Below are 13,145 nucleotides of genomic sequence, written 5' to 3'. Positions count from 1 at the left end.
CTCCGTGAGCACCGCTGCCAGGGCCTCGCCCACGCGCGCCGTTTCATCGGTGGGCAGCACCAGCCGGGCGCCGCTGGCGAACGCCATCACGATGTCCCAGACGGACACGTCGAAGGACAGCGACGCCGCCTGCAGAATCCGGCTGTCCGGTCCGAGCCCGAAGAGCGGGACCGAGGCCACGGCGATGTTCGCCACGCCCCGGTGCTCCAGCACCGCGCCCTTCGGCTTCCCGGTGGAACCCGAGGTGTAGATGACGTAGGCGGCCGAGCTCGCGTCGGGAGATGGCAGGGTGGACGGCTCGGCGTGCTCCGGCGGGGACTCGTCCATCCACAGCGTCTGGCCCCGGAAGCCCGGCCGCTCGCCCAGGGCGCGCTCGGTGAGCAGCACCTCCGCGCCCGAGTCGTCCAGCATGTGGCCCAGGCGCGCCTGGGGGTACTCCGGGTCGAGCGGCACGTACGCGCCGCCAGCCTTCCACACGCCCAGGATGCAGGTGATGAAGTCCACCGACTTCGACAGGCAGATGGCGGCCCGCTTCTCCCGTCCGAAGCCCAGCGAAACGAGGTGCCGGGCAAGGCGCGTCGCGCGCCGGTCGAGTTCGCCGTAGCTCAGGCGCACGTCGCGATGCTCCAGGGCAATGGCCTCCGGTGCGCGCGCGACCTGCGCCTGGAACAGCTCCACCACCGAGCCGGGCGTGGGCGGGGCGCTGGGGCCCTGCTCCCACTTCGCCACCAGGCTGGCTTCGCTCGCACCCAGCAGCGCGAACTCGGGCACCCGGCGCTCCGGCGCCTGCACCGCTTCGCGGAGCATGACGACGAGGTGCTCGGCCATCCGCTCGATGCGCTCGCGGTCGAACAGGTCCGCGCTGAACTCGAGCAGACCGGCGAGGCCGTCCGCGGACTCCTGCATGGACAGCGTCAGGTCGAACTTGGCGGTGACGCTGTCCAGGTCGAGCAGCTGCACGTCGAGCCCGTCCAGCGCGGGCGGCGAGAACGGCGCGTTCTGGAGCGCGAACATCACCTGGACCAGGGGCTGCCGGCTGAGGCTGCGCTCGGGCGCGACCACCTCCACCAGCTTTTCGAAGGGCACGTCCTGGTCCGCGTAGGCGTCCAGGGCCGTGCGCCGGACGCGCGCCAGCAGCTCCAGGAAGCTGGGGTCGCCAGCCAGGTCCATCCGGAGCGCGAGCGTGTTGACGAAGAAGCCAATCAGCGGCTCCGTCGCCGCGCGATTCCGGTTCGCCACCGGCGAGCCGATGATGAGGTCCTTCTGGCCGCTCAGCCGTGACAGGTAGGCGGTGAAGGCCGTCAGCAGCGTCATGTACAGCGTGGCGCCTTCCCGGCGGCTCAGCTCCTTCAGGCGTGCCGTGAGGGAGCGGTCCACTTCGAAGCGGACCACGCCTCCGCGGTACGTCGGCGTCTCCGGCCGGGGCCGGTCGCTGGGGAGGTTGAGCGACGTGGGCGCCCCCGCCAGGCGCTGCTTGTGCGCTTCAATGGACTCCGCGAGCGCGCCGTCCCGCAGGAGCTGCCGCTGCCACAGCGCGAAGTCCGCGTACTGGACCTGGAGCGGCGGCAAGGCCAGCTCACGCTGCGAGCGCAGCGCGTTGTAACCGGCCGCGAGCTCACGCGCGAGGATGCCCACGGACCAGCCGTCGGAGACGACGTGGTGCATGGTCAGGACCAGCACATGCTCCACCTCCGAGATGCGGAAGAGGCGCATCCGGAGCAGCGGACCCCGCTCCAGGTCGAACGGCCGGGAGACCTCCAGGCCCGCCTGGACCTGGATGAGCTTGAGCAGCTCCGCCTCCGAGGCTCCGGCCGGGCGGACCAGCTCCTCACTGTGCGGAAGCTCGACCGTGACATTCGTGGAGATGGCCTGGAAGGGCTGCGCGCCCTCCGCCGGGAAGCAGGTGCGGAGCACTTCGTGCCGCTGGACGATGGCGTCCAGGCTCTGCCGCAGGGCCTCGTGGTGGAGGGGCCCGCGGAGCCGAAGCACCAGCGGGATGACGTAGATGGGGGCCCGCGTCTCCTCGATGCGGTCCACGATCCACAGCCGCTCCTGGGAGGAGGACAGCGGGATGCGCTCCGGGCGCTCCATGGGCCCGGTGAAGTCCACCGTGGCCGCTCCGGGACGCTGCCGCTGCTGTTGGACGGCCGCCACGAGCCCCGCGACGGTGGGGCCCGCGAAGAACGTGCGCAGGGGAATCTCCACGCCCAGCACGGCGCGAATCCGGGACACGACCTGCGTGGCCAGCAGCGAGTGACCGCCGAGGTCGAAGAAGCTGTCATGCACGCCCACGCGCTCCGCGCCGAGCAGCTCGGCGAAGATGCTGGCCAGGATCTCCTCCTCGCCGTTGCGCGGCTCGACATAGGCCGTCTCCAGGCCCTGTGAGACGGACGGGACGGGAAGGGCGCGCCGGTCCACCTTGCCGTTCTCCGTCAGGGGAATCCGGTCGACGACCATGATGCTCGCGGGCACCATGTACTCGGGGAGATTCGCCTGCGTCCGCTTGCGCAGCTCGCTCTCCAGGCGGCGGTCCACCCGGCTCCGGAGCGGATCATTGGCGCGGCGCGCCCCCGCGACGGCTTCCGGTGCGCTTCCGAAGAGGGCCACGGGCCCCCGCGTCGCCTTCGCGGCCGGGCTGAAGACCGCGTCGAAGGAGCCGTCCACGCCGCCGCGCGACCAGTCCAGGGCGACGTCGAGGGACAGGGCCTCCGCGAGCTGGTGGAGGGACTCGGGGTCGATGCCAGGCTCCGGGTCGCTCGCGGGCGTCGTGGCATCGCGGTCCAGCACCCGCCGGCGGAGCTTCTCGAAGGAGCCAGGCCGCGCGGACGCTCCATCCGTCACGCTCGCCAGCGCGTCCAAGGAGGCCTCGACGCGCGCGTTCCGGATGCCGCGCAGGCCGACACGCCGCGTGCCGTCCTGGGCCAGCCGGGCGCGGAGCTCGGACAGGCTCACGTTGCCCGGGCCCCAGGCCACGTCGGTTGCGGCGCTCGGCGGGGTGTCCAGGTGGATGAGCACGTCGTAGCGGAAGCGCGTCAGCTCGTTCAGGCACGCGCCCCGCTTCGGGCGAATCTCGACATGGGTGAGGCGGGGGATGCGCTCCTTCAGGGCCCAGAAGAAGTCCGGGGCGAGCACCAGCTCCTCTTCCGCCGCCATGCGCTGCGCCGCGCGGTCCTTGAGCACCTGCGGTTCGAGCGTGCCCGACGCCTGCGCCAGGACGATGGACGCGTGGAACGCCTCCAACAGGCGGAAGTTCCGCACGTCACCCACGAAGATGACGCCGCCCGTGTCCAGCCGCTGTGCGGCCTTCTCCAGGGCCTGGGCGAGGTACTCCGCGCTCGGGAAGTACTGGACCACCGAGTTAAGCATCACCGCGTCGAAGCGCATGTCGCCGAAGGCGATGCTGTCCAGCTGGTCCGCCGCGCAGTGGAAGAGCTTCGTGTGCTCCAGCCCGGCCGACTTCGCCGTGACGCCCCGGAGCATGTCGACGACGACACCCGAGACGTCCGTGGCCCAGTACGCCTCCGTGGACGGCGCGATCCGCGTGAGGAGCAGCCCGGTGCCGCAGCCAATCTCGAACACGCGGCGGGGCGCCCGCACGAGAAGCTGGTGGACCGTGTGGTCGACCCACTCCTTCATCGCCTCCGCGCTGAGCGGCGCGCCGGTGTAGCTGCTGTCCCAGCCCGCGATGTTGAAGCGGGGGTCCAGCTGCGGCTCGCTGGCCGAGCGCGCATAGAGGTCGTCGTAGAGCGCCTTCCACTCGCCCACGTGCGTGTCACCGACGCCGCCGTCCGCATCCGAGGACAGGAGCGTCTGAGCGGCGTTCTCCCTGGGGACGACATAGGCGGCGATGCGCCGGTCGTCCGCGCTGCGCTCATGCGTGGTGACATAGGCATCCGCGACCGCCGGGTGCGTGGCGAGCACCGACTGGATTTCACCCAGCTCGATGCGGAACCCGCGAATCTTCACCTGGTCGTCGATGCGCCCCAGGTACGTGAAGCCGCCATCCGGGAGGCGGATGGCGAGGTCGCCCGAGCGATAGAGCCGCCTGCCCGGCGAGGACGGGTCTTCGATGAAGCGCTGCGCGGTGAGCTCGGGGCGCTTCAGGTAGCCGCGCGCGACGCCAGCGCCGCCGACGTACATCTCTCCCGGGACGCCGGCCGGCACGGGCTGGCCGTGCTCGTCGAGCAGGTGCAGCTCGAGGTCCGGGAGCGGGCGCCCAATGGGGCTCGCGGCGGAGGTGAGGTCGGCCTCGGTCACCCGGTAGTACGTGACATGCACCGTGGTCTCGGTGATGCCGTACATGTTGATGAGCTGCGTGTCGGCGTCGCCATACCGGTCGAACCAGGGGCGCACGGTCGCCGCGTCCAGCGCCTCGCCGCCGAAGATGATCCACTTGAGGCTTCGGCCGCCCTTGCCATCCGCGATGGACGGCGCGCGCGTCAGCGCACGGAATGCGGACGGCGTCTGGTTGAGGACCGTCACGCCTTCACGCGCAAGCAGCTCACCGAAGGCCTCGGGCGCGCGCGTCATCCAGTGGGGCACGACGACCAGGCGCCCGCCGTACAGCAGCGGACCCCAGAGCTCCCAGACGGAGAAGTCGAACGCCGCGGAGTGGAACAGCGTCCAGACGTCATCCAGCCCGAAGCCATAGAGCGGCTCCGACGTGGTGAACAGGCGGGTGGCGTTGGCGTGGGTGACGATGACGCCTTTGGGGCGCCCCGTCGAACCGGACGTGTAGATGACGTAGGCGGCGCTCTCCGGCGTGATGGCCGGCTCGGGGTTCGGCGCCCGCTGGCCGCCCTGCCAGTCGAGCGCGTCCACGAAGACGGTGGACACACGCTGCGTGGGGAGGTCACCGGTGCGGCTGGACTCGGTCACCAGCGCGGCGACCTCCGCGTCCTCCAGAATCAACGCGAGCCGGTCCTTCGGGCTGGCGGGGTCCAGCGGCACATAGGCGCCGCCGGCCTTGAGCACGCCGAGGATGGAGACGACCAGCTCCGCGCCGCGGTCGACGCAGATGCCCACCAGGGATTCGGGGCCCACGCCGTGGTCGCGCAGCGCGTGCGCCAGGACGTTCGCCCGGGCGTTGAGCTCGGCGTAGCTGAGGTGCGTCTCGCCGAACGTCAGCGCGGTGGCGTTCGGGCTGCGCTCGGCCTGGGCCTCGAACCAGCCCGTGAGCGTCCGCGCGGTGGTGACGGCCGGGGCGTTTTCAGCGCGAGCCTCGTGTACGGGGGCCGGGGCCTTGACCGTCAGGGACAGCCGGGTCACCGGCGCGTCCGGCGCGCGGACCATCTCCTCGACCAGCTTCTCGAAGTAGCCGCGCCACAGGGCCACGGTGTCGTCGTTGAAGAGGGCGCGGTTGAAGCGCAGCACGCCGGAGAAGGCGCCCCGCGTCTCCCACAGCTCCAGCGTGAGGTCGAACTGCGATTCCTGGTCGCTGATGGGGAAGGGCTCCAGCTCCAGGTTGCCCCAATAGACGCGGGCGTCCTCATCGGGCGAGGCCCACAGCGCCATGCCGCCGCCGCCCTCGCGCGAGGCGTGGTGGACGATGGACGCCTGGAAGAGGGGAGACACGCCCGGACGGCGCTCGATGCCCAGCCGCTCCACGAGCGATGCGAAGGGGAGGTCCTGGTGGGCGAGCGCCTCATGGACGACGGCGCGCATCCGGCCCAGCAGCGTCCGGGTGGAGGGCGCACCGGAGAGGTCCGCGCGCAGCGCCACCGCGTTGGCGAAGTAGCCCACCACGTCGTGGAAGGCCGAGCCGGGCCGGCCCGCCGTGGGCGAGCCAATCAGGATGTCCTCCTGCCGCGCCAGGCGCCCCAGCAGGGCGGCATAGGCGGACACGAGCACGACGAAGGGCGTGGCCTCGGCGCTCTGCGCGAGCGCCTTGATGCGGGCCGTCAGCTCCGCGGAGAGGCGGAAGGGGCTCGCGCCGCTCCGGTTCGTGGCAATGGCGGCCCGGCTCCGGTCGGCGGGCAGCGCCAGGATGGGAAGCTCACCGGCGAGCTTCTTGTGCCAGTAGTCCCAATGGGCGCGCCCCGCGGCGCCGGACACCGTCTCCGCCTGCTGCGCGACGAAGGCGGCGTAGCTGCCCGTGACGGGCGGCAGGGACGGCTGCTCGCCGCGCGCGATGGCCTGATAGAGCTGGTTGAACTCCTGCTGGAGGATGCCCGCGGACCACCCGTCGTAGACGATGTGGTGGACGGTCATCAGGAGGACGTGGTCCTCGGCACCCAGGGAGAAGAGGTTGCAACGGAGCAGCGGGCCCCGCTCCAGGGAGAACGGCTGACGGTAGGCGCGGGCCACCTCGGCCTGGAGCTGCTCGGGGCTCCAGCCCTGCGCGTCGACGTGGGTGAAGCTCGGCTCGAGCGTCGGGTGACACGTCTGGACGAGTTGCCCTTCCGCGGTGGACGAGAACGTGGTGCGCAGGGACGCGTGGCGCTCGGCCAGCATCCCGAACGCGCGCTTGAGCGAGGCCACGTCCATTGGCGAGCGGATGCGCAGCGCGAAGGGCGTGTTGTAGGCCGCGCTCTCCGGGTCCTGCTGGTGCAGGAGCCACAGCGCCTTCTGTCCGGACGCGAGCGGGGAGAGGCGGGGGGCCGCCTTCCCAGACTTCGCCATGAGCTCGGCGAGCAGCTTGCGCTTCGCCTCGAGCGAGAGGCCCTTCATGTTGTCAGCCGGGGTGCTCATGCCGTCTCCCTCTCCTGCGCCGTCTGCGCGGCGAGCATCGCCTGGAGGATGGAGTCCAGCTCGCTCTCCGACATGCTGTTCACCTGCTGCTCGATTTCGGCTTCCTCCGTCACCGGCTCCGGCGCGGGCGCCGCGGCGGCGGCACCGGACCCGTCGAACTTCGACGACAGGTTGGCGGCGACCTCCACCAGGCTCCCCGCGCGCAGCAGCTCCAGCGCGGGGACCTCGATGCCGAGCGCCTCGCGGATGGTCCGCTGGACCTGCATCGACAGGAGCGAGTCCACGCCCAGCAGGGACAAGGGCTTCTGCGGCTCCACCCGCTCCATGGGAATCTGGAGGATGCTGGCGAGCCGCTCGACGAGGAACTTCTGCAGCTCCGGCTGCCGCTCCTCCGGGGTCAGGCCCGACAGGTGGCCGCGGAGCTGCTCCGCCTCGCTCTGGGCGCCGCCCTGGGCACTGCCCAGCAGGTGTGACGTCCTGGCGGACTTGCCCAGGTGCGGGGCGGCGCGGCCCAGCTTGGACCACTGCACGTCGAAGAGGCCCAACTGCGGCGTGCGCAGGCGCAGCACCCGCTTGAGCGCGGTCAACACGGTGGCGGGTGCCATCGGGTTGAGGCCGAGCGATTCGAGGTACGTCCGCACCGCTTCGTCCTGGGCCATGCCGAACTCACCCAGCACGCCCCAGTGGATGCTGATGGCCGCCAGCCCCCGCGCGGCCCGGTGCTCCGCGAGCGCGTCGAGGAAGCTGTTCGCCGCGACGTAGTTGCCCTGACGCGGGTTGCCAATCAGCGCGGCGACGGACGAGAACAGGACGAAGAGGTCCAGCGGCCGGTCCTGCGTCAGCTCGTGGAGAATCCACGCGCCGCCCGCCTTGGGCGACATGACGCGCTGGATGCGCTCCAGGTTCAGGTCGGGCATCGGCGCGTCGTCCAGCACGGCCGCCGTGTGCAGCACGCCCTTGAGCGGCGGGTGCGTGGCGTCGATGCGCGCAAGCAGCGCCCGCATGTCGTCCAGGCTGCTGACGTCCGCGGCGGCCGCGGTGACGCGAGCGCCAGCCGCTTCAAGTTCCTGGACCAGCTCCCTGGCTTCCGGCGTGGAGGCGCCCTTGCGGCCGGTGAGCACCAGGTGCCGCGCACCCTCCGCGACCATCCAGCGGGCGAGCGCGAGGCCGAACCCACCGAAGCCGCCGGTGACGAGGTACGTGGCGTTCGGCTCGAAGAGCGGCTCGTCTGCCGCCGGAGCGAGCGCGAGCGGCTCACCACCGGCGAACGTCAGCGTGAGCCGGGCCAGGCCCTGGTCCCGCGAATGCTCCGCCAGCCAGGCCGGTGCCTCTTCCGCGCGGGTGACGGGCCAGGACTCGGTCGGCAGCGCCGGCAGCGTCGGGTACCGGCCGAGGACGGACTGGAGCCGCGCGGCGACGTCCTGGGGACGCTGGCGCAGCATGGCCGCGACGTCCACGCGTGCGCAGGCCGCGCCACGAGGCCAGGCGGTGGCGAACAGGCCCTCCGCTGGAGCGAGCGGGCCCGCGTCGACGAAGCGCCCGAAGGCTCCGAGCACACGGGTGAGGGTGGGCTCCGCGTCGCAGGACGCGTTCACCAGCAGGTCCACGCCCGCGCCGTCCGTCCACGCCAGGAGGTCTTCCGGGAGGGAAGGGGAGCGCCGGTCGAAGACGCGGACACCGTCCGGCACCTGGTGCGCGCCGGCGTCCAGGATGATGGCCGTCCGGGCTCCCGCCGCGCGGCCGAGTTCGACCACGGCGGTCCCCACGCCACCAGCGTCCCCGATGACGAGGAGCCGCTCGGAGGGCTGGAGGTGACCATGCACATGGAGCGCGTACTCCGCGCCGAGGAAGGGCAGCAGCCGGCCCTGAGACGTGCCGGCGCTGACGAAGTCCCGGTCCAGGCGCAGCACCACGTGCGTCCCGACAACGGGCGCTTCTTGCGCGACCAGCGCCTGCACCACCTGGCCGGCCGTGAAGCCCCGCGCGGCCTCGCCCACCGCCACGACGACACCGCCCACCTCCAGCGGCCAGTGCGTGTCGGATGCACGCCGGCCCTGCACGGCCGCGGCGCGGGTCAGCGTCACGTGGGTGACCTTGATTTCGACCTCTCCGCGCGCGGGCGGCTTGCGCGTGGCGCGACGCGGCCGGCGCTCGGCGCCGTCGAGGGCGATCTCGAACACCTGCTCCTCCCCGGCCGGCGCGGGCGTCCCCTTCGTCTGGGCCTCCCACTCCGGCAGGGGCTTCGCGCTGAGGCGGCGGACGAAGCGGCGGGTGTCGCGCAGCGCGACCTCTTCCTCCTGCGTCTCCGCCAGCAGCTCGCTCGCGAGCCGTTCGATCAGCTCCGGCTGCGACGCCGAGGCGCCCTTCGGCAGGTCGATGGAGCGGGTCCGCAGGTGCGGGAACTCCGCGGGAACGACGCGCGCGAAGCCAATCAGCGGCGTGGCGGACAGCGCGCCTAGCGCGTCGCCCGGGGCCGCGCGCTGTGCGTCGCGGGTGACGATTCGCAGCGACGCGCCATCGCCCGGCGCCAGGGCCAGCACCACGTCGAGCAGCGCCTGGACGTCGTTCGACTCAACCCCCGGACGCGCGTCCAGGCCAGCGAGGTAGGCAACGTGCTGGATGCGGACGCGGCCCACGGCCTCCACGACGGCACGGACGTCCTCCGCGTTTCCGGGGCGAATCTGGAAGCGGTGGTTCGACTCGCGGACGAACGTCTCGCCCCGCGTCACCAGGACCAGGTCCTGGATGCCAGTCCGCTCGAGCTCACGCGTCAGCTCGGCGCCGATTCCGCCCTGGTCGGCGAAGACGAGCCAGGTGCCCTGGCTCTTCGCGGGCAGCTCCTCGGCGGTGGCCTCGAAGGCGTGCGTGTACGTCCAGTCGTAGAACGCCGGCCTGGGCACGGACTCCTCGCGGTCCGCGAGCGCGGCGCACTCGACGCCCGTCAGCCTCGCGGCCACGCGGCCCTCGCCGTCCAGCAGCGTGATGTCGCACTCCAGCGTGTGGGCCGTGCGCGCCCGAATCCGGGCATGGCACCACAGCGCCGCGTGGGGCGCGGGTGGGGCGGAGAGCTGGATGCTCCGGCAGCCCATGGGCAGGTAGAGCCGCGTGTCGTCCTCGGGGAGGCAGGACACCATGGCCTGGAGGCACGGGTCCAACCACACGGGGTCGAGCAGCATCTGCGAATCGGCGGTGATGCGGGCCACCTCCGCTTCGGGGAGGACAATCTCGGCCAGCAGCTCCTCCTCGTTGCGGCGCAGCGTGCGGATGCCGCGCAGGCTGGGGCCGTACTCGAGCCCTCGCGTCGCCAGCATCCGGTACAGCGCCTCGGTGTCGAGCGGCGCCTCGGCGTGGATGCCGAGCTCACTCACCCGGGCCTGCGTCTCCGGCGGCGTGTCGACGTTCCGGCGGATGCGCGCGGTGGCGTGGCGGGTCCACGCCGTGCGGTTGTCGCGCGGCCGGCTGTGGATGGTCACCGTCTGAGCCGTCTCGTCATAGGTGGTCCGGACGACGGGCTCGTCATGGCCGGTGACGACGAGCGCGTTCTCGAACCGCACCTCTTCCAGCGCATGCGGCTCGGAGAGGCCCATGGCGCGGCGAACGGCGAGCGCCAACTCGACATAAGTGGCGCCAGGGACGACGAGCGAGCCCCGGACGCGGTGGTCCTGGAGGCACGGCAGGAAGCGCGCGTTCAGCCCGCGCTCCCAGGTGGGCAGCGGCGCGGAGACGCGGGGCCCGAGCAGCGAATGCTCGTCCGAGCCCCGGCGGTCCGTGAGGGCCTCCTCCGACTCGTGCCAGTGCTTCTCACGCTGCCAGGGGTAGGTGGGGAGCGGCGTGTAGCGCGAGCCCTGTGGATAGAGGCCGCTCCAGTCGATGGGGATGCCCGCGACGTAGAGCTCTGCCAGGGCCTTGGTGAACGTCTGGTGCTCGGGCTCCTGCCGCCGGAGCGAGGTGAGGACGCGGCCCTCGACGCGGGCCTCCGCGCAGCACTCCTTGATGGACGCCAGCAGCACGGGGTGGGGCCCCAGCTCGATGAAGAGCCGGTAGCCGTCCTTCAGCATCTGCCCCGCGGCCTTCGCGAAGAGCGTGGGCTCGCGGATGTTGTCGCACCAGTACTCCGCGTCGTAGGCGATGCCCTCGACGCGCCCGCCCGTGACGGTGGAGTAGGTGGGCAGGTGCCCGGCGGAAGGCTGGAGCGAAGCCAGGCAGCGGCGCAGCTCCGGCTTCAGGCCCTCCATGGCGGGGCTGTGGTACGGCACCTCGACCTTCAGGATGCGCTGGAACACGCCGCGCGCCTCCAGCTCCGCGGCGATCTCCTCGATGGCCTTCGCGTCACCCGACAGCGTCACCGCGTTGGGGCCGTTTATGGCGGCGATGGACACCAGCGCCTCACGCCCCCGGATGGCGGCGCGCGCGCCTTCCTCGGAGAGCCCCACGGCGGCCATCTTGCCCTGACCCGCGGCCTTGGCCTGGATGCGGCTGCGCTCGTAGATGACGAGCATGGCCTGCTCCAGCGTGAAGCGGCCGGCGGCATAGGCCGACGCGACCTCACCCGCGCTGTGGCCAATCACCGCCGCGGGGGTGATGCCCGCGCGCCGCCACATCTCCAGCAAGCCAAGCTGGAGGAACGTGTTCGCGGGCTGCGCGATGTCCGTCCGCGCCATGTTGGAGGACTGCTCGTCCGCGAGCATCTGCTCCAGCAGCGACCAACCCGCCAGCCGCTGGAAGAGGGCGTCGCAGCGGTCCAGGGTGGCGCGGAACAGCGCGTCCTGCGCGTAGAGCTCCCGACCCATGGCCCACCACTGGGGCCCCATGCCGGTGAACACGAAGACGGGCCGGGCATCCGCGGCCTGGAGCGTCCGGCCGGAGGCGCCCAGCTCGGCGGGGTTGCCCGACGCGAAGGACGCCAGCCGCGCCGTCAGGTCGGCCACGTCCTCCGTGGCCAGCAGCGCCAGCCGATGCTCATGGTGGCCGCGGCGCGTGGCCGCGGAGAAGCAGAGGTCCGGCAGCGAGGCGGACGACGGCGCGGCGAGCAGCTCCGCGTAGGACTGGGCCAGGGCGCGCAGGGCCTCGGGGCCGCGGGCGGAGAGGGGGAGCAGCAGCGGCGCCGGGGTTGCGTCGGCGCGGGCCTGCGGCTCCGCGGACGGCGCCTGCTCGATGACGCAGTGGGCGTTGGTGCCGCCATAGCCGAAGGAGTTGACGCCCATCCGCAGCGGCTCGTTCTTTCGGGGCGCGAGCGCTTCGAGCGCGCGCGGGATGCGGATGCCCAGCGTGTCGAAGGGGATGGCGGGGTTGAGGTCGCGCAGGTTGGCCTGCGGGGGCAGCTGCCGGTGCTGCAGGCACAGGCTCGCCTTGATGAGCCCGGCGACGCCGGCCGCGGCCTCCAGGTGCCCGATGTTGGCCTTGAGCGAGCCGACCCAGGGGCCCTGGCCGTCCTCGCGCTTGGAGACGGCGCCCAGGCCCCCCAGCTCCGCCGGGTCTCCCACGGCGGTGCCCGTGCCATGGGCTTCGAAGGCATGGATTTCAGTGGGGTCCAGCGCGGCGCTGGCGCAGACGCGGCGAATCAGCGCTTCCTGCGCGCGGGAGCTCGGCGCCGTCATGGACTCGCTGTGGCCGTCCTGGTTGACGCCCGTCCCTCGAATGACGGCGTAGACGCGGTCCTGGTCCCGGACCGCGTCGGAGAGCCGCTTGAGCACCACGATGCCAGCGCCCTCGCCACGGCCGTAGCCGTCCGCGCGCGTATCGAAGCTCTTGGAGTACCCGTCCGCCGACAGGAACTTGCCCTTGCTCATGGCCACGAAGATTTCGGGCCGGAACATGACGTTGACGCCACCCGCCAGTGCCAGCGACGTGGTGCCGCTCCGCAGGTCCTGGCACGCCAGGTGGACGGCGACCATCGACGAGGAGCACGCCGTGTCCAGGGAGATGCTCGGCCCCTGGAAGTCGAACATGTACGACAGGCGGTTGGAGAGCACCGTCATCGTCGAGCCCACCGCCGTGTGCGGTCCGATGAGCTCGCGGTTCATCGGTCCCATGTGCGTGAGCATGCTGTCGAGCATGAACCCGCCGACGTAGACCCCCGTGGGGCTGCCCGCGAGCTGGTCCGCCGGAAGGCCCGCGTCCTCCAGGCTCTCCCACGCCACCTCCGCGAGCAGACGCTGCTGCGGATCGAGCGTCGCCGCCTCACGGGGCGAAATGGAGAAGAAGGCCGCGTCGAACGTATCGATGGCCTCCTGCAGGAAGCCGCCCGACCGCACGTACGTCTTGCCTGGCTTGTCCGGGTCCGGGTCGTAGTACCGGCGATGGTCCCAGCGCTCCTTCGGGACTTCGACGATGGCGCAGCGGCCCTGGGTGAGCAGCTCCCAGAGGTGGTGTGGTGACCTCGCGCCCCCTGGAAAGCGGCAGCCGATGCCAATGATTGCGATGGGGTCGTGGTCATTATTGGACGCTGCGCTCAT

Annotated in this window: 2 protein-coding genes (1 of these 2 only partly in view); both read right to left on the bottom strand. The window is 71.9% G+C overall.

Translation table 11 applies throughout. The features are described 5' to 3' along the window. Nucleotides 1-6,690: the 5' portion of a non-ribosomal peptide synthetase gene (locus KGD87_RS09645; protein ID WP_284667164.1), read on the bottom strand. It extends 2,457 nt beyond the left edge of the window; the window shows 6,690 of its 9,147 coding nt (coding positions 1-6,690); its start codon is at nt 6,688-6,690; the stop codon falls past the left edge of the window. Next, complete coding sequence (locus tag KGD87_RS09640; RefSeq protein ID WP_284667163.1) at nt 6,687-13,145, bottom strand: type I polyketide synthase; 6,459 nt, start codon at nt 13,143-13,145, stop codon at nt 6,687-6,689. The genes KGD87_RS09645 and KGD87_RS09640 overlap by 4 nt, the downstream gene beginning before the upstream one ends.

Source organism: Myxococcus sp. SDU36, from assembly GCF_030168875.1.
Classification (GTDB): Bacteria; Myxococcota; Myxococcia; order Myxococcales; family Myxococcaceae; genus Myxococcus; species Myxococcus vastator.
Note: the sequence above shows the minus strand (reverse complement) of the source record. Positions and strands in the feature narration are given on the sequence as shown.

What these genes read in the sequence shown, in the direction of transcription:
- KGD87_RS09640 (WP_284667163.1), bottom strand. Translation starts at nt 13,145, where the DNA reads ATGAGCGCAGCGTCCAATAATGACCACGACCCCATCGCAATCATTGGC.